The 20373-nt window shown below is 73.9% G+C and carries 17 protein-coding genes; 9 read left to right on the forward strand and 8 right to left on the reverse strand.

Annotated elements, in window-relative coordinates; genetic code table 11:
* Positions 1-26: 26 nt before the first annotated feature.
* Positions 27-455: a nuclear transport factor 2 family protein gene (locus tag ACSURM_RS32035; protein WP_436959249.1), complete on the forward strand. Its 429-nt coding sequence runs from the start codon at positions 27-29 to the stop codon at positions 453-455.
* A 28-nt stretch (positions 456-483) separates the two neighbouring features.
* Here the strand turns inward: ACSURM_RS32035 and ACSURM_RS32040 are convergent, their stop codons facing one another.
* From ACSURM_RS32040 to ACSURM_RS32055, 4 genes are all read right to left on the reverse strand, one after another.
* On the reverse strand, positions 484-2922 hold the full coding sequence (locus ACSURM_RS32040; protein ID WP_436961223.1) for a right-handed parallel beta-helix repeat-containing protein: 2439 nt from the start codon (positions 2920-2922) through the stop codon (positions 484-486).
* A 223-nt stretch (positions 2923-3145) separates the two neighbouring features.
* Positions 3146-3751: an Rv1733c family protein gene (locus ACSURM_RS32045; RefSeq protein ID WP_436959250.1), complete on the reverse strand. Its 606-nt coding sequence runs from the start codon at positions 3749-3751 to the stop codon at positions 3146-3148.
* A gap of 161 nt (positions 3752-3912) precedes the next feature.
* Positions 3913-4773: an MOSC domain-containing protein gene (locus ACSURM_RS32050; RefSeq protein ID WP_436959251.1), complete on the reverse strand. Its 861-nt coding sequence runs from the start codon at positions 4771-4773 to the stop codon at positions 3913-3915.
* Between the two features lie 41 nt (positions 4774-4814).
* On the reverse strand, positions 4815-5258 hold the full coding sequence (locus ACSURM_RS32055; protein WP_436959252.1) for a DUF6643 family protein: 444 nt from the start codon (positions 5256-5258) through the stop codon (positions 4815-4817).
* A 302-nt stretch (positions 5259-5560) separates the two neighbouring features.
* Between ACSURM_RS32055 and ACSURM_RS32060 the strand changes: the two genes are divergently transcribed.
* Positions 5561-6781 carry a TerD family protein gene (locus tag ACSURM_RS32060; RefSeq protein WP_436961224.1) on the forward strand — a complete coding sequence of 407 codons (1221 nt, stop codon included), beginning with the start codon at positions 5561-5563 and terminating at the stop codon, positions 6779-6781.
* 40 nt (positions 6782-6821) lie between these two features.
* Here the strand turns inward: ACSURM_RS32060 and ACSURM_RS32065 are convergent, their stop codons facing one another.
* Positions 6822-8015 carry a glycosyltransferase gene (locus ACSURM_RS32065; protein ID WP_436961225.1) on the reverse strand — a complete coding sequence of 398 codons (1194 nt, stop codon included), beginning with the start codon at positions 8013-8015 and terminating at the stop codon, positions 6822-6824.
* 40 nt (positions 8016-8055) lie between these two features.
* Between ACSURM_RS32065 and ACSURM_RS32070 the strand changes: the two genes are divergently transcribed.
* Together ACSURM_RS32070 and ACSURM_RS32075 are read left to right on the forward strand one after the other, a co-directional pair.
* Positions 8056-8841 (forward strand): glutamate racemase, encoded by a 786-nt coding sequence (locus tag ACSURM_RS32070; protein ID WP_436959253.1) that lies wholly within the window; start codon positions 8056-8058, stop codon positions 8839-8841.
* A 104-nt stretch (positions 8842-8945) separates the two neighbouring features.
* Complete coding sequence (locus ACSURM_RS32075; RefSeq protein WP_436959254.1) at positions 8946-9488, forward strand: phage holin family protein; 543 nt, start codon at positions 8946-8948, stop codon at positions 9486-9488.
* A gap of 274 nt (positions 9489-9762) precedes the next feature.
* On the opposite strand, the gene ACSURM_RS32080 is transcribed toward ACSURM_RS32075, so the two are convergent.
* A complete protein-coding gene (locus tag ACSURM_RS32080; RefSeq protein ID WP_436959255.1) occupies positions 9763-10740 on the reverse strand; it encodes an O-antigen ligase family protein in 978 nt (325 codons plus the stop codon).
* A gap of 411 nt (positions 10741-11151) precedes the next feature.
* Here ACSURM_RS32080 and lnt point away from each other — a divergent pair, with 411 nt between their 5' ends.
* From lnt to ACSURM_RS32100, 4 genes are all read left to right on the forward strand, one after another.
* Complete coding sequence (gene lnt / locus ACSURM_RS32085) at positions 11152-12762, forward strand: apolipoprotein N-acyltransferase (protein WP_436959256.1); 1611 nt, start codon at positions 11152-11154, stop codon at positions 12760-12762.
* Positions 12763-12862: 100 nt separating this feature from the next.
* The gene (locus ACSURM_RS32090; RefSeq protein ID WP_436959257.1) at positions 12863-13342 is read left to right on the forward strand and encodes an NUDIX hydrolase; all 480 of its coding nucleotides are present in this window, start codon (positions 12863-12865) and stop codon (positions 13340-13342) included.
* Positions 13343-13396: 54 nt separating this feature from the next.
* A complete protein-coding gene (locus ACSURM_RS32095; protein ID WP_436959258.1) occupies positions 13397-14218 on the forward strand; it encodes a 3-hydroxybutyrate dehydrogenase in 822 nt (273 codons plus the stop codon).
* 75 nt (positions 14219-14293) lie between these two features.
* On the forward strand, positions 14294-16213 hold the full coding sequence (locus tag ACSURM_RS32100; protein WP_436959259.1) for a helix-turn-helix domain-containing protein: 1920 nt from the start codon (positions 14294-14296) through the stop codon (positions 16211-16213).
* A gap of 48 nt (positions 16214-16261) precedes the next feature.
* On the opposite strand, the gene ACSURM_RS32105 is transcribed toward ACSURM_RS32100, so the two are convergent.
* Both ACSURM_RS32105 and ACSURM_RS32110 read right to left on the reverse strand, forming a co-directional pair.
* Entirely contained in the window at positions 16262-17638 is a 1377-nt protein-coding gene (locus tag ACSURM_RS32105; RefSeq protein WP_436959260.1) for an MFS transporter, read from the reverse strand.
* Positions 17639-18285: 647 nt separating this feature from the next.
* A complete protein-coding gene (locus tag ACSURM_RS32110) occupies positions 18286-19893 on the reverse strand; it encodes an MFS transporter (RefSeq protein ID WP_436959261.1) in 1608 nt (535 codons plus the stop codon).
* Positions 19894-19982: 89 nt separating this feature from the next.
* Between ACSURM_RS32110 and ACSURM_RS32115 the strand changes: the two genes are divergently transcribed.
* Positions 19983-20348, forward strand: coding sequence for a winged helix-turn-helix transcriptional regulator (locus tag ACSURM_RS32115; RefSeq protein ID WP_249460190.1), 366 nt, complete (start codon positions 19983-19985; stop codon positions 20346-20348).
* Positions 20349-20373 lie beyond the last annotated feature (25 nt).

A 20373-nucleotide genomic window follows, 5' to 3' on the forward strand; every position in this document is an offset into this window, starting at 1 on the left:
GTTCCGCCACCGTCGAAGGAGCCCGCATGACCTTCCTGCCCGACACCGGATACACCCCGACCGCCGAGGACCGCGCGAGCCTTGACGCGTGGTTCGCCGAGTACGACGCGGCGAGCGGCCGGCGCGACGTCCGGCGCATGGCGGACATGGCGGTGTTCCCGCTCAACCTCGTCAGCGACGACTCCAAGGGCGACGGCCGCTCGGCCCAGTGGGACCGGGACCGGTTCGTCGCCACCATGACCCAGGTGATGGGCGACGGGGACCAGGACATCACCTTCGAGTCCACCCGGACCCCGGTGTTCCTGTCCTCCTCGATGGCCGTCGTCTTCACGGACTCGACCATGACCGCCGACGGCCACTCCCAGCGCCTGAGGTACGCCGACATCCTGCTCAAGCGGGACGGGAGGTGGGCCTTCCAGACCATGATCCAGTCCGGCTGGGGAGACAACCTGTAGCACTCCCGGGGGCGACCGGCACGGCCGCTCACGGCAGTTCGGGCAGATCCTCCGCGTACAGCAGGGTCAGGTCGTCGGTGGTCGGGTCGGGGAGCTGGGCCACCCGGCTCGCGTGCCGCTCCACCATCGCCTCGAACGTCTGCCGGGCGGTACGGCCGTTGCCGAACGCCGGGCCCTTCGGGATCGCCGCGAAGTACGCCAGCAGCGCCTCGGAGGCGCCCGGCGCCAGCCGGTACTCGTGCTCGTCCGCCTGCTGCCGCACGATCCGCAGCAGTTCCTCCGGGCCGTAGTCGCCGAAGGTGATGGTCCGGGAGAAGCGGGAGGCCACGCCCGGGTTGACGGTGAGGAAGCGCTCCATCTCCGCGGTGTACCCGGCGACGATCACCACCACCTCCTCCCGGTGGTCCTCCATCAGCTTCACCAGGGTGTCGATGGCCTCCTTACCGAAGTCCCGCCCGGCGTCCTCCGGGGACAGCGCGTACGCCTCGTCGATGAACAGCACACCGCCACGCGCCCGTTCGAAGGCCTCCTGGGTGCGGATCGCCGTGGAGCCGATGTGCTCGCCGACCAGATCGACCCGGGACACCTCCACCAGGTGGCCCTTCTCCAGCACGCCGAGCGAGGCGAGGATCTCGCCGTACAGCCGGGCGACCGTGGTCTTGCCGGTGCCGGGGGAGCCGGTGAAGACCAGGTGCCGCTTGACCGAGGCCGCCTTCAGCCCCGCCCGCCGCCGGCGCCGGCCGACCTCGATCATGTCGGTCAGCGCCCGCACCTCGCGCTTGACGCTCTCCAGTCCCACCAGCGCGTCGAGCGCGCCGAGCACGTCCTGCGACGTCCGCCGCGGCCCGGCCGGCTCCGCGGCGGGGCCGGGCGGCTCCTGCTCCGCCGCCCGCTGCCCGGGCAGGGCGCCCAGCAGGCCCGGGGTCTGCGTCACCGTCTGCACGGCCGGCTCCCGCACCGCGGGCGTCCGGGCGGCGGAGCTCTCGTCGCTGGTGCAGTCCTCCACGACCGGACCCGTCCCGAGGGCCGCGTCCGGCCCGCCGTCGGCGAACTCGTAACCGCCGCGCGCGCAGCGTTCCGTACGGCACTTGCGCAGCGTCGTACGGCTGCCGTCGATCACATGGAAGCCGTAACCCCCGCTGCCGGTGACCCGGCAGTTCAGGAAGCTGCCCCGGCCGCCCGCGGAGACGTAGAAACCCGCCTCGGCGGGGGAGCCGACCGTGCAGCGCTCGATGACCGGGTCCGCGCCCTTGGTGACGATCACCCCGGTCTGGGTGTCGTCCACGGTGCAGTTGTTCAGCGTGCCGCCGCTGCCGTGGTCGCGGAACCAGGCGCCGGTGGCCGCCTCCCGGATCCGGCAGTCGTCCAGCTGCGCGGTCGCCCCGTCGCTCACCGACACGGCCGTGTTGCGCACCTGGGACAGGTCGCTGTCGACGACGTCCGCGCGCGAGCCGCGGTCCAGGACGAACAGCGCGTCCGGCACGTCGTGCACCCGGCAGGAGTCGAGCACCGCGGTGGCACCGTCGCTCACCCACACCGCCGGATAGTCGCCGGTGCTGTCGGCGATCTCGCACTGGTTGGCGTCCACCCGCGTGCCCGGGTCCCACACCGACAGGCCGTTGCGCCCGAACCGGCGCACCGTCGTCCGGGTCAGCGTGAGGACCGAGCGGGAGCGCAGGTCGACCGCGTTCTCCGGGATGTCGTGCAGCCGGCAGTCGGCGAGCGTGAGCACCGCGTCGGTGTCCAGGGTGATGCCGTCGGCGGTGGTGCGGTGCACCTCGCAGTCGGTCAGATGCGCGGTGGCCCGCTGGGTGACCTGCACGCCCGCGCCCCGCACCTCGTACATCTCGCAGCCCACCGCCTCCAGCGCGGTGTTCTCCCCGGTCACGGTGAGGCCGGTGCCGGAGGCGTGGTGCACCCGGCAGCGCTCCAGCCGCGGCCGGGCCCCGCCGCGGACGGCCACGCCCGCCTGCCCGGCCGCGAGGACCTCGCAGTCCTCGAACACCCCGCCGCCCGCGTCGAGTACGGCGATGCCGACGCCGGCCGGGTTGTCGACGGTGCACCGGCGCACGGTCGGGCGGGCGCCGCCGCGCACCTCGATGCCGACGGCGGACCGGGTGACGATCCGCACGTCCGCCAGCTCGGGGGTGCCCTCCTCGACCAGCAGCGCCGGCACCGCCGCGTCCTGGCCCTCCACATGCACGTCCCGCACCACCGCCGAGGCCCGCACGGTGAGCGGCACCCCGTCCACGGGCGCGATCCGCACCGCACCGGCCGAGCCCTCGGACCCGCGCAGCGTCACCGCGCGGTGCACGACGAGGTTCTCCCGGTAGGTGCCGGGGGCGATGGTGAGGACGTCGCCGTCGGCGGCGGCCTCGAGGGCGGCGGCCAGCGACGCGTACTCACCCGTGCGGCGCCGCCACCGCGATGTACCGGTGTGCGTCACCTGGACCGTGCCCTGTGCCATGGCGTTGCCGTGCCCCCACCCTGTCGTCCTCATGGCCCGCCGCCCGTCGGGGCGCGGCCGCCGCTGCCGGACCGCTCTCGTGCCCGGCCCGCGGGCGTGAGCGCGTGCGCGCCCCGGTCCCCCCGCCCCGGGGGTCACGCACCCAGGGGCGTCGCCGGCGGCGCTCCGGCCGGTCCACCGTAGCGCGTGCGGATACGCCCGGTTGACCGGAGCCTCGAGGCCGTCAGCTGCTGGTGTCCGCCTTGCCCCAGTCCGGGCCGGCCCGCTCCCACGCCCGGTCCCAGCGCGCGTACCGCCGCCGGACCAGGCGCCATACGGTCACCCGCCGGCCGGTCTCGACCAGGGCCGCGGTCAGCAGGGCCGCGCCGAGCCCCGCGAGCGCGGCGTGCGTCGTCGCCGTGGCGGAGTCCAGCGGGCGGGTCGTCGTCCGGCCCCGCGGGTCGGTCCACAGCCTGAAGTGGTCGCCCCGGTGCGGGGACTTCAGGTCCGAGAGGACCGGGCCGTGCCGCCGGGTGCCGTCCGGTGCCCGCCAGTACGCCAGGACCCGGCTGTGGCTCTCGCGCGCGGAGGTCGACTCCGGGTCGGCCTCCGGCAGCGTGCCGCCCAGCTCCCTCACCACGGTGGCCGTCACGAGATGGCGCGTGAGCTGCTGCTGCCGCGCGGACCGCTGGAGCGAGTCCTGGGCGGCTCGCCCGGTCAGCCAGCCCGTCACGGGCGCGGCCACGGCGATCAGCAGCAGCGCGACGAGGGCCAGCCACGCCTCGGCCAGATCGGTCGCGCGGCGCAGCGGGTTGTGCCGCCAGCGCCACAGCCCAGAGAGTGCCCGCACGTCCCCCCTTCCGGTCCGTCACCACCCCCGGCGGCGGTGCCCGCCCGGACCCGGACCGGGCGGCATCACCAGCGCCGTGACCTGCGATGTACGCGGTCTCTCATGAATTTCTCACGCCCCCTCAACGACCGGCGCACGGCCCCGGTTCCCGCGCCGGCGGATCATCGTCCCTCCGCCGCCCGGGCCGAGTCCGAGGCGTGCTCCAGCACCCGCACCGGGTCGCCGACGCCGACGGTGCCGGGCGTGACGGGTACGAGGTTCAGCCCGAACAGCACCTTCCCGCCTCTCCTGCGGTGGCGCGCCAGCGTGTACAGGGGCTCCCGGCCGCGTGCGGCGGTGTCCTGGTCGGTGGTGGTCACCACGCACCGCGCGCTCGGCTTGGCGGCCCGGAAGACCACGTCGCCGACGGAGATCCGGACCCAGTCGTCCTCCGCCCAGGGCTCGGTGCCGGCGACGACGAGGTTGGGGCGGAACCGGTTCATGGGCAGCGGGCCCTCGTGGGCGTGCGGCCCGTCGGCTATCAGGGAGTTCAGCGCCTTCAGTGAGGCCGCCGTGGTGACCAGCAGGGGGAAGCCGTCGGCGAAGCTCACCGTCTCGCCGGGCAGGGCGTACCCCGGGTCGACCGGGCGGCGGACGGCCGGATCGTCCATGTGGACCAGGCGGACTTCGCTCCCCAGATAGGCGCTGAACCAATCGTGCGCCGCTGCGGCGGCCGGGACCGCCTCCACCTTCGTGCGGAACACGTCCACCAGGACGGTCCCGGAAGGCTCAGGCACCTCGACCGTCAGCGGCTGCCGGCCGGGCGCGGACAGACGAATGCCGCCGCCGGCCAGAGGCTCGGCGGCGGCCAGCGCCAGGCGCGGCGACTCGCGCTGTGTGACGACCGTTCCCCCGTCGTCGATCAATGTCCAGCGCCGGTCACCGGCCAGGCCCCAGGGCTCCACCACGGCCGTCCGGGGCGATACGCCCCGGAGCGCCTTGACCGGATGGACGTGGATCGACTGCACTACGGCGTTTCCCATGCCGTCCATCGTGCCAGGCGGCACCGACAGCCGGGGTGCCGTCAGTAACCGCGGTACTGCTGCTGGTTGTTGTACGGGTCCTGGTAGGGAGCCGGGGCGGGGCGCGGTGCGGCCGGGCGCATCGCCTCGTACCCGTTGCCCCCCGCCATCGGCCGCTGCTGCTGCGGGGCCTGCGGGCCGGGATAGCCGCGCGGGGCGCTCGCCTGCTGCGGGATGTACGCCGTGGGCGCCTGCTGGAGCGGCGCGGGCTGCGGCGCCTGCGGATAGCCGTAGGCCGGGGGCTGCTGCGCGGACGGGGCCGCCGGGAGGGCGGGCAGGGCCGACGGCAGGGCGGGCAGGCTGCTGCCCGTGTCGTAGGCGGCGGGGACCCTGATCGGGGCGATCTGCGGAGTGCCACGCTCGGCGACGAGCGAGTCGTAGATCGGGGTCTCCTTGAAGGAGGCGGAGTAGTAGCCGCCACCATAAGTGGAGCGGGGGGAGGTCATGGCACATAAGTTAAGCCCACGATGTGCTGGTTGGGGAGACCGATAAGAGGGTTGTTTTCCGTGTCGTCGGGAGTCTGACATCCTCAATCCGAGCGAACATGGCAAAAAGGGACGCCAGTCGACGTTTGGATCGTGTAAAGGCCGAGTTCCTCCGGTGTTACCGGCGGTTGACCGGCGATCTTCCTGTGCCGCTCCTGGGCGTGCGCCGGAGCGCGGAATAGGTTGTGGGGGTAGGGATCACACGGGCCGACCGGCGGGCGGAACCCGCCGAGCCGAACACGCCGATGGGGGCGGACATGACCATGCCGAAAGGGTCGAACACACAGGTGCCCACGACGGCGCTCCGCGTCGAACTGGGCTGGCGCTCCGGCCACGGGGTGCCCGACGCCGACGCCTCGGCCCTGCTGCTCGCCTCCGGGAAAGTCCGCTCCGACGCCGACTTCGTCTTCTACAACCAGCCCGCCCACGCCTCCGGCGCCGTACGCCACGAGGGCAAGCGCACGGCGAGCGGACGGGTCACCGACACCCTGCTGGCCGACCTCGCGCGCGTGGAGGGCGGCATCGAGCGGATCGTTCTCGCCGCCTCCACCGACGGCGGCACGTTCGGGCAGGTCCCGGACCTCTACATCGAGGTGACCGACGCCGCCTCCGGACAGGTCGTCGCCCGCTTCGACAACCCCGGCGCGACGGTGGAGACGGCCTTCGTGCTCGGCGAGTTCTACCGCCGCCAGGACGGCTGGAAGTTCCGGGCCGTCGGCCAGGGCTACGACAGCGGACTCGAAGGACTGGCGACGGACTTCGGCATCACCGTGGACGAACCCCAGCACGCGGCACCAGCCGCGACACCGGCCCCGGTCGCCCCGCCGCCCCCCACCGCGCCTCCCACGGCCCAGCCGGTCCGGCTGTCCAAGGTCACGCTCACCAAGGCGGCCCCGTCCGTCTCGCTCGCCAAACAGGGCGGCACCTCCGGCGCGATGCGGGTGAACCTCAACTGGCACCTGCTCAAGCAGCCCACGGGCTGGCTCAGCCGGCTGAGCGGCCAGAGCGGGATCGACCTCGACCTGTGCGCGCTGTACGAACTCGCCGACGGCAGCAAGGGAGTCGTCCAGTCCCTCGGCAACGCCTTCGGCGCGCTGCACCGGCCGCCGTACATCCACCTCGACGGCGACGACCGCACCGGAGCCGTGGCCCGCGGCGAGAACCTCACCATCAACCTCGACCACACCCGCGACTTCCGGCGCATCCTCGTCTTCGTCACCATCTACGAGGGCGCCCGGTCGTTCGCCGACCTGGACGCCACCGTCACCCTCCAGCCGCAGCACGGCGCCCCCATCGAGTTCTCGCTGGACGAGTGCACCGTCGCCTCCCCGGTGTGCGCGCTCGCCCTGCTCACCAACACCGGCGGCGACCTGATCGTCCAGCGCGAGGCGCGGTACCTGGTCCCGGAGCGCGGAACGAGCCCGCAGCGCACCGTGGACCACGCCTACGGCTGGGGCATGAACTGGACACCCGGCCGCAAGTGACCCGGCCGCAGCCGGCACACTCGGCCACGCGCGGCCGGGTTCAGCCCTCGTCGGGCACGGCGTCCGGGCGGGAGTAGGTACGGCCCTTCCATGCGGCCCCGCGCCCCCGGTAATGCTGCACGGCGGAGTCCACCGTCATCAGCAGGTACAGGAACGCGGTGAACGGCAGCAGCGGCGCGAGCCACAGCGGCTGCCCGTAGTAGCGCAGCATCGGCAGATACGTGCCCGCCATCACCGCCCACGCCACCGCCCCGGCGAGCGCGGTCGCCGCGCCGCCGCCGGCCGCGCCCACGACCACGGAGGCCGGCGGCACCAGGTACACCAGCGCCAGCCCGGCGACCGTACCGAGGAGCAGCAGGGGGTTGTGCCGCAGCTGGGCGTACGCGCTGCGCGAGACCATCCGCCACAGGTCGCCCAGCTTCGGATAGGGCCGCACGCTGTCCACCCGGTCGGCCAGTCCCAGCCAGACCCGGCCGCCCGCGCCCTTCACCGCGCGCGCCAGCGCCACGTCGTCGATCACGGCGTGCCGGATGGCGTCCGGGACGCGCGCCTTCTCCGCCATCCCCGCGCGCAGCAGCACACAGCCGCCCGCCGCCGCGGCCGTACGCGAGCCCGTCCGGCCGATCCACCGGAAGGGATACAGCTGCGCGAAGAAGTACACGAAGGCCGGCACCACCAGCCGCTCCCACAGGCTCGCCACCCGCAGCCGCGCCATCTGCGACACCACGTCGAAACCGCCCGCCTCGGCCGCCGCCACCAGCTCGCGCAGGCTGTCCGGCGCGTGCGCGATGTCCGCGTCCGTCAGCAGCAGATACTCGGGCTCACGCGCGCGTGCCAGCCCGATGCCGTACCGCACCGCCCACAGCTTGCCCGTCCAGCCCGCCGGCGGTTCGCCGGGCGAGTCCACCGTCAGCGGCAGCCCGCCGAGCCGCCGGGACAGCTCGCGGGCCAGCTCCCCGGTGCCGTCCGTGCTGCCGTCGTCCACCAGGAAGACCTCGGCCCGCCCCGGATAGTCCTGCGCCAGCAGCGACGGCAGGCTGTCCGGCAGCACGGCGGCCTCGTCCCGGGCCGGTACGACCACGCAGACCGACGGCCACGCGTCCGGTTCCCGGCGCGGCGGCAGCCGGACGTCCGTGCGCCAGAAGAAGCCCTGGCCGAGCAGCAGCCAGGCCCAGGCGGCCAGTGATACGACGGTGATCCACAAGTACGCGTCCACGGCGGCAGTCTGCCCCACCCGGCGGGGCCGGTGAGGGGGCATCGTCTATCGTGGCCGGGTGAAGATCGCGCTCATGGACTCCGGAATCGGCCTGCTCCCCGCCGCCGCCGCGGTACGCCGGCTGCGGCCCGACGCGGATCTGGTGCTCTCCTGGGACCCGGACGGCATGCCCTGGGGACCGCGCACTCCCGAAGACATCACCGAGCGGGCCATCGCCGTGGCCGAGGCCGCCGCCGCGCACGAGCCCGACGTCCTGATCGTCGCGTGCAACACCGCCTCCGTGCACTCCCTGCCGGCGATGCGGGCGCGCTTCGAGCCCCGGCTGCCGATCATCGGCACCGTACCGGCGATCAAGCCGGCCGCCGCGGGCGGCGGGCCCGTCGCGATCTGGGCGACCCCGGCCACCACGGGCAGCGCCTACCAGCGCGGCCTGATCGAGCGGTTCGCCGACGGCGTGGCCGTCGCCGAGGTGGCGTGCCCCGGCCTCGCCGACGCCGTGCACCACGCCGACGACGCCGCGATCGACGCCGCCATCGCCTCGGCCGCCGCCCGCACCCCGGACGACGTGACCACGCTCGTCCTGGGCTGCACCAACTACGAACTGGTCGCGGAGCGGATCCGCGCGGCCGTCCAGCGGCCCGACCGCCCGCCGCTGGTGCTGCACGGCACCGCCGGGGCGGTGGCCGCCCAGGCGCTGCGCCGGATCGGTGTGGACCCGGCCCCGCGGGCCGCCGCCGACACCACCCTCACCGTGCTGCTGAGCGGCCGGGAAGCGACCCTCCCGGACACGGCGCTGTCCTACGACGAAGGCCGCTTCCTGCGCGCCGTCAGCCCGGTCCGCTGACCGGCACGTCCGGACCTCGGTGACCGGCAGGTCCGGGCACCGGCCGGCCGCCCGCCGCGCGCTACGCCCTCTCCGGGCGGCGAAATCCGGGTAACCTCGTACACATGAGGGACCACCCCGACGCCGACGCACAGCTTCCCCCGGTCTGGAAGGGACGCGCCACCAACCGGGTGCAGTGGCTGTTCGCGCTCGTCGGCGCCGCCTGCCTGGCGCTGGGTATCGCGCTGGCCGTGGACTCGGCCTGGACGTCCGGCATCGCCGCGCTGGTGATGTCCGTCGTCGGCTGCATCGCGGCCGGTCTGCTCGTGCTCTTCGGCACGCTCGCCTTCGTACACGTCGACCTCAAGCTCGACCGCGAGTGCCTGGAAGTGCGCTGCGGACACATGGGGTTGCCGCGCCGCCGCATCCCGCTTTCCCATGTGGCCGGCGCCGACTTCGCCGCCCATGTCACACCCCGGCAGTGGGGCGGCTGGGGCTACCGCTGGCGCCCCGAGAAGGGCACCGCCGTCGTCGTCCGCCGCGGCGAGGGCATCGTGCTGCGCCTGTGGGACGGCCACACGTTCACCATCACCGTGGACAACGCGGAGTCCGCGGTCCGGCTCATCCGCGACCGCCTGCGCACGATCAGGCCGGGAACGGCCGGCTAGGTCCTGTCGATCGAACTTCAGCCGTCCGCCCGGAGGCGGGCGGCGCGGGCGCCAGGTGCGTGCTCTGGGCCCCGGTCGGCGGCTGCGAGCCGAGCCCTGACCCTCGTACCGGACGTCCTTGTGGTCCGGTGCGGCGACGAGCGGGAGCATTGCTCGAAGGGCCTGGGGGGAGCGTGCATGGCGTCGCGAGGCAGGCGGGAGCCTGACGACAGGGCCCAGCTCCCGCCGTTCGAACGCGCGCGGCAGGCGGCAGCGCGGCGACAGGGCCGAGGGCTCAGCCGTTGCCGACAGTCCCGGTGTGACCAGGCGCCGACCACGGCCGGGCCGTGGCCCAGCCCGCCAGGAGGCCGGCGCCCGCCGTCACCGGGGTGAAGCTCAGCGCGTTGCTCACCGAGGCGAGGGCGGCCAGCGCCGTCAGGGCCGCGCCCGCGGTCAGGGCGACCGGCGTGGGGCGCGCGCTGCGCCACAGCGCGTACAGCATCCAGCAGAACACGGCGGCCAGCAGCGACACCCCGACCAGGCCCTGTTCGGCCGCCTGCTGCAACGGCGCCGAGTGCGGTCTGCCGTCGGCCGGCAGCGTCCCGCCGACATCGCCCAGCTCACCGAACCGGCCGGGACCGACGCCCAGCCCCAGGTGGTGGTCCGCCAGCCGCAGGGCGTCCTGCCACTGCGGCACCCGCTGGGCGGGGAACCAGCCGCCCAGCGCCCCGGCGAGCCCGTCGGGCAGCGCGCCCGCCGCGACCGCCCAGAGCGCCGCCGTCACCAGGGCCGCCGCCCCGGCCAGCCCCGCCAGCCACCTGCCCCGGCCGTGCGCCGAGCCCGCGGCCGGCGCGCACAGCAGGACGGCCCCGCCGGCCACGCACCCGGCCGCCGACCCCAGCGCCAGCCCGGCCGGCACGGTGGCGCAGGCCAGCGCCGCGAGCCCGATCCGGAGCGCCGGTACGCGCGTCGCCCAGGCGGCACAGCACGCGGCCCCGGCGGCCAGCGCCAGCAGCGCGGCCGTGCCGCCGGCGGGCCCGAGCGGACCTGCGTACCAGGGGCCGGGGGAGAGGTCGGGCAGCGCTACCGCCAGCCCCAGCCCCGCCGCCGCGCCGACGCTGGGCGCGGCCACCGGCAGCAGCGCGCCGGAGATCCGGCCCGCGGCATACCCGGCGGCCAGGGCGAGCACCGCGAGCAGCATGCCCTCCGGCCGCCCGCCCCGGGCCGCCGCGGTGATCAGCGACCACGCGGCACAGGCCCCCAGCAAGAGCATGCCCGTCCCGTCGGAAACGTTTCTTCGCATGCCACAGGCATCCGCGCCGCACTTACCGGTCGCGGACCGCGTCCCCGTCGACCCCACCCGTCGCCCCTCGTACCCGCTCCCCCGGCCTTGGCAGGCCCCGGCCGCGGGCCGGTGTCCGGCCGGGCCGCCGAGGCTGGGCACACCGTAACGGCTGGGGACCGCTTCGGGGGAGGTACGCGGAGGAACGGCATGATTCCGCCGGTCCGGTGTCCGCCCCGGCACGGCCCGGCGGGCGTGCGCCCGGCCGCGCCGACGCGGTCACCGGCGGCCGTGCGCCCGGCCACCGGTTCCCGCGAACGGCCCGCCACCAGCGGCGATCTCCGGTGAACCGGCGCCGGACCGCGCTGTCGGCGGTGGCGGCGACCGCCGTACACTCACCCGGTGACCGTCACCGCAACCTCCGTGGACCAGCCGGACCAGCTGGAACCGCGCCCGGCGTCCGCCGCGCGCCGTGGCCGATTGCTGCGCCTGGTCCCGGCCGCCGCCTCCCTGCTCTGCGGAGTGCTGCTCTACGTCAGCTTCCCGCCCCGGACCCTGTGGTGGCTGGCCCTGCCCGCGTTCGCCGGTCTCGCCTGGGTGCTGCGCGGCCGGAGCTGGAAGGCCGCGCTCGGCCTCGGCTACCTCTTCGGACTGGGCTTCCTGCTGCCGCTGCTGGTGTGGACCAGCGTGGAGGTCGGTCCGCTGCCCTGGCTGGCCCTGGTCGCCGTCGAAGCGGTCTTCGTCGCCCTGGCCGGCGTCGGCATCGCCGCCGTCTCCAGGCTGCCCGCCTGGCCGGTGTGGGCCGCCGCCCTGTGGACGGCGGGCGAGGCGGCACGCGCGCGCGTGCCCTTCGACGGCTTCCCCTGGGGCAAGATCGCCTTCGGCCAGGCGGACGGCGTCTTCCTGCCGCTCGCCGCGGTGGGCGGCACCCCCGTGCTCGGCTTCGCGGTCGTCCTGTGCGGTTTCGGCCTGTACGAGGCCGGGCGGCTGCTCGTCGAGCGGCGGCGCACCCGGACCGTACGGCGGGCCGCCGCGACCGCCGCGCTGCTGAGCGTGGCCGTACCGGTGGCGGGCGCGGTCGCGGCCCGCGCGCTGGTGAGCGACACGGCGGAGAACGGCACCGCCACCGTGGCGGTGATCCAGGGCAATGTGCCGCGCGCCGGGCTGGAGTTCAACGCCCAGCGGCGGGCCGTGCTCGACTACCACGCGCGCGAGACGCACAAGCTCGCCGCCGACGTCCGCTCGGGCAAGGCGGCCAAGCCCGACTTCGTCCTGTGGCCGGAGAACTCCTCCGACATCGACCCCTTCGAGTATCCCGACGCCGCCGCCGTCATCGAGCAGGCGGCCAAGGACATCGGCGTGCCCGTCTCCGTCGGCGGTGTGGTGCGGCGGGACGGCAAGCTGCTCAACGAGCAGATCCTCTGGGACCCGGTCAAGGGACCGACGCAGACCTACGACAAGCGGCAGATCCAGCCCTTCGGCGAGTTCCTCCCGCTGCGCTCGCTGGTCGGCGCCATCAACAAGAGCTGGACCGAGATGGCCCGCCAGGACTTCAGCCGGGGCACCGAGCCGGGTGTGTTCGGCATCGCCGGGACCAAGGTGGGCCTGGCCACCTGCTACGAGGCCGCGTTCGACTGGGCCGTGCGGGACACGGTGACGCACGGCGCGCAGATGATCTCCGTGCCGAGCAACAACGCCACCTTCGACCGCAGCGAGATGACCTACCAGCAGCTCGCCATGTCCCGGGTCCGCGCCGTCGAGCACAGCCGCACCGTGACCGTGCCGGTGACCAGCGGGGTCAGCGCGATCATCCTGCCCGACGGCCGGATCACCCAGCGGACCGGCATGTTCGTGCCCGCCCATCTCGTCCAGAAGGTGCCGCTGCGCACGTCCACCACTCCCGCCACCGAGCTGGGCGTCCTCCCGGAGATCGCCCTGGTGCTGGTCGCCGCGGGCGGGATCGGCTGGGCCATCGGCTCCGGAGTGCGCGCCCGGCGCGCCGGCGACGCGTAGCCGTACGACTCTCCGCGGACTCTCCATGACCGCCGTACGAGCGCCCGCACGACCCTTTGATGTGCCGGGGCGCGGCGCTCCGGCCCGCTAGGGTCGCGTCATGGCTACTCCAGAATTCCTCCGTACGCTCAGGGCCTCCGCCGGTCAGCAGCTGCTGTGGCTCCCCGGGGTCACCGCGATCGTCTTCGACGACGAGGGCAGGGTGCTGCTCGGCAGACGGACCGACACGCGCAAGTGGTCGGTGATCGGCGGCATCCCGGACCCGGGCGAGCAGCCCGCGGCCTGCGCCGTGCGGGAGGTCTACGAGGAGACGGCGGTGCACTGCGTCGCCGAGCGGGTCGTCCTGGTCCAGGCCCTGGATCCGGTGACCTACCCCAACGGTGACATCTGCCAGTACATGGACATCACCATCCGCTGCCGGGCCGTGGGTGGCGAGGCCCGGGTCAACGACGACGAGTCGCTGGAGGTCGGCTGGTTCGCGGTGGACGCGCTGCCCGAACTGCACGAGTTCGCGCTCTTCCGGATCAAGCAAGCCATGTCCGAGGCACCCACATGGTTTGACCCTATGACCGCCGGCTGAAGTATGGGCCATCACCACATGTGGTGACCACCGGGCTCCGCTTAGGGTCGGCCCATGACCTCGCCCACCCCCCTGTCCGGTCCCGCACCACGACCCCAGGCCCTCGCCCTCGACCTCGGCGGCCGCACCGCGCTCGTCACCGGTGCCGCCGGCGGCATCGGCCGCGCCTGCGCGCTGCGGCTGGCCGCCGCCGGGGCCGAGGTGCGCGCCGTCGACCGGGACGCGGCCGGCCTGGACGGGCTGGCCCGGGAGGCGGAGCGGGCCGGCGGCCTCGCGGGCACCGTCGTACCGCACGTAGTGGACCTCACCGACCTGGACGCCGCCGAACGCGTCGCCGCCGGCGCCGACGTGCTGGTCAACAACGCCGGGCTGCAACTGGTACGGCCCATCGAACAGTTCCCGCCCGAGGTGTTCCACACGGTGCTGACCGTGATGCTGGAGGCACCCTTCCGCCTCATCCGCGGCGCCCTCCCGCACATGTACGCGCAAGGCTGGGGCCGGATCGTGAACGTGTCCTCCGTCCATGGTCTGCGCGCCTCCGCCTTCAAGGCCGCCTATGTGGCCGCCAAACATGGTCTCGAAGGACTGTCCAAGACGGCCGCGCTGGAGGGCGCCGCCCATGGTGTCACCTCGAACTGTGTGAACCCCGCCTATGTGCGCACCCCACTGGTCGAGAAGCAGATCGCCGACCAGGCACGGGCGCACGGCATCCCCGAGGACCGGGTGGTGTCCGAGGTACTGCTGAAGGACAGCGCCCTGCGGCGGCTCATCGAACCCGAGGAGGTCGCCGAGGCCGTGGCCTACCTGTGCAGCCCGCAGGCGTCGTTCGTCACCGGCACCTCGCTCGTCCTGGACGGCGGGTGGACGGCCCACTGACCAGCCCGGCGCCACCGGCTCCGGGAGTTATCCACAGGACTGCCGGTCCGGTGGCCGATACGGAATCCTGTGACCATGTCCCGCGATCACCTCCACCCGGCACCCACCGGCAGCGCCGAGGCGCCGTACCTCGACCTGCTCGCCCGCGACGCCTCCGTGGAGGCCTTCGAGCAGCCCGTCCTGCGCGCCCGCGCCGCCGCCGAGCCGGCCTGCCGGATCGCCGCGCTGGAGGAGGCCCGGCTGCTCGCCCTGCGCGTGCGCGCCGAACTGGAGGGCCGACGGCGGCGCGAGGCGGAGCTCTCGGCGCTCTTCGAGACCGCCCACGACCTCGCCGGACTGCGCGACGTGGACGCCGTACTCCAGGCGATCGTGCAACGCGCCCGCTCACTGCTCGGCACGGACGTCGCCTACCTCAGCCTCAACGACCCGGCCCGCGGCGACACCTACATGCGGGTCACCGAGGGCTCCGTCTCCGCCCGCTTCCAGCAACTGCGCCTCGGCATGGGCGAAGGGCTCGGCGGACTCGTCGCCCAGACCGCGCGGCCGTACGTCACCGACGACTACTTCGAGGACGCCCGCTTCCAGCACACCCACGCCATCGACGCCGGCGTCCGCGACGAGGGCCTGGTCGCCATCCTCGGCGTGCCCCTGATGCTCGGACCGCACGTCATCGGCGTCCTGTTCGCGGCGGACCGGCGGGCGAGGGTCTTCGAACGCGAGCAGATCGCCCTGCTCGGCTCCTTCGCCGCGCTCGCCGCGGCGGCCATCGACACCGCCAACCTGCTCACCGAGACCCGCTCCGCCCTGGCCGGCCTGGAGCGCGCCAACGAGATCATCCGGGACCGCAGCGCCGTCATCGAGCGGGCGTCGGAGGTGCACGACCGGCTCGCCGAACTCGTCCTGCGCGGCGGCGGGGTGCACGACGTGGCCGCCGCCGTCTCCCAGGTCCTCGACGGCACCGTGACGTTCACCGAGGCCGACACGGCACCGGCCGAGGCGCTGGAGGCGTCCCGCGCCGAGGGGCACGCCGTACGGCACGGCAAGGACTGGATCGCCGCCGTGGCCGCGGGCGGCGAACTCCTCGGCGCCCTGGTCCTGCGCGGCCACCCCGGACTGGACCCGGTCGACCAGCGCACCCTGGAGCGGGCCGCGATGGTCACCTCCCTGCTGCTGCTCGCCCGCCGCTCCGCCGCCGAGGCCGAACAGCGGGTGCGCGGCGAGCTGCTGGACGACCTGCTCGACGCGCGCGACCGGGACCCGCGGCTGCTGCGCGAGCGCGCCGGGCGCCTCCAGGCGGACCTGGACGCCACCCATGTCGTCCTCGCCGCCCGCCTCGACGGCCCGGCGGCCGACGCCGACGAGGAGGCGGCGGCCCGCCGCCGGCTGTGGTCCGCCGCCTCCCACCTGGCCGCCACCCGGCGGGGGCTGGCAGCGGCCCGCGACGGCGGCACCGTCCTGCTGCTGCCGCTCGGCGCCGGTGACACCGCCACCGACGTGGCCCGCCGCACCGCCCGCCACCTGGGCACGGCCGTCCACCAGCCGGTCACGGTCGGCGCCTCCGCACCCGTCACCGGCCTGGCCCGGCACCCCGAGACCGTGGCCGCCGCCTACACCGAGGGCCGCCGCTGCCTGGACGCGCTGCGCCTGCTGGGCCGGGCCGGTGACGGCGCGGCGGCCGAGGACTTCGGCTTCCTCGGCCTGCTCCTCGCGGGCGACCGGGACATCGCCGGCTTCGTCGAGCGGACCATCGGCCCGGTGGTGTCGTACGACGAGCGGCGCGGCACGGAACTGGTGCGCACCCTCGACGCCTACTTCGAGGGCGGGATGAGCCCGGCACGCACGAAGGACGCGCTGCACGTCCATGTGAACACGGTGGCCCAGCGGCTGGAGCGCGTGGGCCGCCTGCTGGGCCCGGACTGGCAGGCCCCCGCCCGTGCCCTGGAGATCCAACTGGCGCTCAGACTGCACCGGTTGGCGACGGCGGCACGGCACTGACCGGCCCCCACGGGAAGGCCGGCCGGTGCGGGATCGGCCCGGCGCCGGTCAGCGGGTCCGGACCTGGGCGGCCGGGCCGGCGCCCGAGGGCTCGCCGTCCTCGTCCGCGATCCGTCCGAGGTCCCGGTGCCGCGTCTCGCGCGCGAACGCCACGGCCACCAGGGTCAGCACGGCGGCGGCGATCACGTACAGCGCGATCGGAATGGAGCTGTCGTAGTCGGAGAGCAGCGCGGTGGCGATGAGCGGCGCGGGCGCGCCGGCCGCCACGGAGGCGAACTGGGCACCGATCGAGGCACCCGAGTACCGCATCCGGGTCGCGAACATCTCGGCGAAGAACGCGGCCTGCGGCGCGTACATGGCACCGTGCAGCACCAGCCCGACGGTCACCGCCAGGATCAGGTACCCGAACGACCCGGTGTCCACGAGCGCGAAGAACGGGAACATCCACAGCCCGACACCGGCCGCGCCCAGCAGGTACACCGGCCGCCGTCCGACCCGGTCGGACAGCGCGCCCCAGGCCGGGATGACGGCGAAGTGCACGGCGGAGCCGATGAGTACGGCGTTCAGCGCGGTCTGCTTGGAGACACCGGCCGAGGTGGTGGCGTAGACGAGGATGAACGCGGTGATGACGTAGTAGCTGATGTTCTCCGCCATCCGCGCGCCCATCGCCACCAGCACGTCCCGCCAGTGGTGGCGCAGCACGGAGACCAGCGGCGGCTGCTCGTCCGCCTGGGCCCGCCGCGTCCGGGACCGCTCCAACGCCTCCTTGAAGACGGGCGATTCGTCGACGGACAGCCGGATCCACAGACCGACCAGCACGAGCACCCCGGACAGCAGGAACGGGATCCGCCAGCCCCAGGTGCCGAAGGCGTCGTCGGACAGCACGGCGGTGAGCAGCGACAGCACACCGGTCGCGAGCAACTGCCCGGCGGGGGCGCCGGTCTGCGGCCACGAGGCCCAGAAGCCGCGCCGCCGCGCGTCGCCGTGCTCCGACACCAGCAGCACGGCGCCGCCCCACTCGCCGCCGAGCGCGAACCCCTGCACCAGCCGCAGCGCGGTGAGCAGCAGGGGCGCGGCGGAGCCGACGGTGGCGTGGGTGGGCAGCAGCCCGATGGCGAAGGTCGCCCCGCCCATCAGCAGCAGGCTCAGCACCAGCAGCCTCTTCCGCCCCAGCCTGTCACCGTAGTGCCCGAACACCAGCGCCCCCAGCGGGCGTGCGGCGAACCCCACCGCGTACGTCAGGAACGACAGCAACGTCCCGACGAGCGGGTCGGAGTCCGGGAAGAACAGCTCGTTGAACACCAGCGCGGCGGCGGAGCCGTAGAGAAAGAAGTCGTACCACTCGATGGTGGTCCCGATGAGGCTGGCGGCGACGATCCTCGGGAGGCTCGCCGGGGGTGGGGGAGCGGGGTTTCCGGATGCCATGTGCGCCACTTCCTCGTGTGCGGTGGGGACGGGTACGACGGATACGTGTCGGCACACGGTAGGAAGGTGCAGGTCAGGGGCACATGTGGTGGGGCACCATAGTTCGGGGGGCGGGTATGCGTGCGGCCACCATGCTGGGGCGGGGAGGGGGTGGTTCAGAGGCTCGGGAGCGGTCGAGACCAGCGCTGTCCGGTGCGCGTAGTGTGGGGTGATTTGGCGGTGCGGTGCTGACTCCCGTGCTGGTTCGGTGCCGACTGAAAGCCCATGTCAGCACCTCTCTTCACCCGTCCCGTGCTGACTTGGTGCTGACTATGCTGCGTTGAACCAGGATCTTTCGGACCATTGCGCGGCCTCCGCTGGGCGCGGGAGAGGGCACGGTCGGCCCTGGTAGCGGGGCAGCTGGGCGTGGACCGGACACGCTCCGGGAACAACTCCAGCTGTCTGGAAGATGGGCAACATGACCGACTGACCCGGCCACTGTGTCCGATGGCCTCGGGCACCCACGCCCGTGCCGGCCCGGCCCGGCGGTTGGTTGTCCCGATCGGCTCCGGCCGATGGCGACACCGAGCAACCATGTGTGGGTGCCATCGGGGCGATGCAGTGCGCTGGGCCCTTGTCGGCCGGCATCGGCAACCATGCCGGGCCGGTCAGTGCCCGTCGGTCCGCTCGGTGTCCCGGCGGGGGCGGAGGAGGGTCGCCGCCATGAGCGCGGTGCCGGCCAGGCCCACCGCCGCGATCACCGACACCGCGGTGAAGCCCCGGTCGTAGGCATGCTGTGCCGAGTGCAGCACCTCGCGGGCGGTTCGGGACTTCACCTGTGTCATGACGTCCTCCGCCGCGGCGAAAGACTCCCGCGCCCGGGCCCGTTGTTCTCCGGACAGGCCCGGCACCTGCGGCAGGCCCGTGCGGTACACGGCGGTCAGGACGGTGCCGAGGACGGCGACCCCGAGCCCCGCGCCGAGTTCGAAGGACGTCTCCTGGATGGCCGCCGCCTCCCCGGACCGCTCGGGTTGCGCGGCGCCCATGATGGAATCGGCGCCCAGGGTCATGACGATGCCGGCGCCGTACCCCGCGGCGAGCAGCGGGACGAGCAGGACGCCGTAGTGCGCGGTGTCGCCGACGGCCGCGATGGCGGCGTACGCGACGGCGAACAGGGAGAGCGCGCCGGTCAGCGCCCAGCGGTTGCCCCACCGGTTCGCCGCCCAGGGGGCCGTGACCGCGCCGAGGGCGTTGGCTCCCGCCAGCGGCATCAGCGCGAGCCCGGCACGCAGCGGCGAGTAGCCGCCCACCTGCTGGAGCCACTGGGTGAGGAAGAACAGCAGGGCCACATAGCTGCCGAAGCAGCCGATGACACACAGCGTGGCGGTGGTGAAACGACGTTCGCGGAAGAGGGCGAAGTCCAGCAGCGGCTCGGCGATGCGTCGTTGCCGCCGCACGAAGACGTAGATCAGGGCGCTTCCGACGAGCCCGGTGACGACGATCACGGTGTTCAGCCCGGCGTGTTCGCCGGCCTGCTTGAGCGCGTAGACGATGCCCGCCAGACCGGTGACCGACAGCGCGACGCTGGCCACGTCCCAGCGGCGGGGTTCGGGGTTGCGCGACTCGGGGATGACGCGGGCGCCGACGGCCAGGATGACGACGATGATGGGGACGTTGATGAGGAACACCGCTCCCCAGCCCCATTTCTCGGTGACCAGACCGCCCGCCAGCGGACCGATGGTGGCCCCGACGCTGTGCGCGGAGGTCCAGATGCCGAGGGCGATGGCGCGCTCGCGGTCGTCGGGGAAGACCACCCGGATGATGGCCACTGTGGACGCCATGATCATCGCCGCGCCGACACCGAGCGCGGCACGGGCCGCGATGAGCTGTGCGGTCGAGGTCGAGAAGGCGGCCGCGGCGGAGGCGACGCCGAAGGTGGCGAAGCCGCTGAGCACCATGCGGCGTCGGCCGATGCGATCGCCGAGGGTGCCGCAGGTCACCAAGAGGGCGGCGAGCGTCAGGGAGTAGACGTCGACGATCCACAGCAACTGGGCGGGGCTCGGTTCCAGGTCCCGGCTCAGGCTCGGCACCGCGACATGCAGGACGGTGAGGTCGATGCCGCACAGGAAGAGGCTGCCCGACACCACGGCCAGGACCAGCCACCGCTGTCGCGCGGGGAGGTCCGGCCGCGCCGGTCCCTCGGCGTTCGTCGCACGGTCCGCGCTCTTCTTCCCGTCGGCTGATCCGGCCGCGGTGGGTGCCTTGCTCTCCGTCATAGTCTCAGCTTCCGTAAGTACCGACGCCGCCTGCAAGTACGGTCATTCGTGTCACCTAGTACCACGCTGTATACCAATGGAGGTCAGGGATGCGTTCCAAGGTGGAGGAAGCCTCGGATCACTGTGCGGTCGAGTTCGCCATGGAACTGCTCGGCGGCCGTTGGAAACTGGCCATTCTCAAACAGCTGGTCTCGGGCACGCACCGGTTCGGCGAGTTGCGGCGTGCGCTGCCGGGTGTCACCCAGCGCATGCTGACCCGCCAGCTGAGGGAGTTGGAGGCGGACGGGCTGGTGGAGCGGACCGTGTACCGGGAGGTGCCGCCGCGGGTCGAGTACGCCCTCACCGACGTCGGCCACACGCTCGACTCCATCACGGAGCAGCTGGACGCGTGGGGCCGCTGGTACCGCGACACGGTGCGCTGTGAAGCGCCGTCCGGTCCCGGTGCGTCCGCCTGACCAGGGCACGGTGGGCGGCTGCGCC

The sequence above is a fragment of the Streptomyces sp. SudanB182_2057 genome (assembly GCF_964272715.1).
GTDB lineage: Bacteria > Actinomycetota > Actinomycetes > Streptomycetales > Streptomycetaceae > Streptomyces > Streptomyces rubradiris.

Excerpts from the sequence above, each read along its gene's own strand:
- ACSURM_RS32100 (WP_436959259.1), top strand. The coding sequence starts at position 14,294 with ATGTCCCGCGATCACCTCCACCCGGCACCCACCGGCAGCGCCGAGGCG.
- ACSURM_RS32105 (WP_436959260.1), bottom strand. The coding sequence starts at position 17,638 with ATGGCATCCGGAAACCCCGCTCCCCCACCCCCGGCGAGCCTCCCGAGG.
- ACSURM_RS32075 (WP_436959254.1), top strand. The coding sequence starts at position 8,946 with ATGAGGGACCACCCCGACGCCGACGCACAGCTTCCCCCGGTCTGGAAG.
- ACSURM_RS32040 (WP_436961223.1), bottom strand. The coding sequence starts at position 2,922 with ATGGCACAGGGCACGGTCCAGGTGACGCACACCGGTACATCGCGGTGG.
- ACSURM_RS32035 (WP_436959249.1), top strand. The coding sequence starts at position 27 with ATGACCTTCCTGCCCGACACCGGATACACCCCGACCGCCGAGGACCGC.
- ACSURM_RS32115 (WP_249460190.1), top strand. The coding sequence starts at position 19,983 with ATGCGTTCCAAGGTGGAGGAAGCCTCGGATCACTGTGCGGTCGAGTTC.
- ACSURM_RS32060 (WP_436961224.1), top strand. The coding sequence starts at position 5,561 with ATGCCGAAAGGGTCGAACACACAGGTGCCCACGACGGCGCTCCGCGTC.
- ACSURM_RS32050 (WP_436959251.1), bottom strand. The coding sequence starts at position 4,773 with ATGGGAAACGCCGTAGTGCAGTCGATCCACGTCCATCCGGTCAAGGCG.
- ACSURM_RS32080 (WP_436959255.1), bottom strand. The coding sequence starts at position 10,740 with ATGCTCTTGCTGGGGGCCTGTGCCGCGTGGTCGCTGATCACCGCGGCG.
- ACSURM_RS32055 (WP_436959252.1), bottom strand. The coding sequence starts at position 5,258 with ATGACCTCCCCCCGCTCCACTTATGGTGGCGGCTACTACTCCGCCTCC.
- ACSURM_RS32110 (WP_436959261.1), bottom strand. The coding sequence starts at position 19,893 with ATGACGGAGAGCAAGGCACCCACCGCGGCCGGATCAGCCGACGGGAAG.
- ACSURM_RS32090 (WP_436959257.1), top strand. The coding sequence starts at position 12,863 with ATGGCTACTCCAGAATTCCTCCGTACGCTCAGGGCCTCCGCCGGTCAG.
- ACSURM_RS32095 (WP_436959258.1), top strand. The coding sequence starts at position 13,397 with ATGACCTCGCCCACCCCCCTGTCCGGTCCCGCACCACGACCCCAGGCC.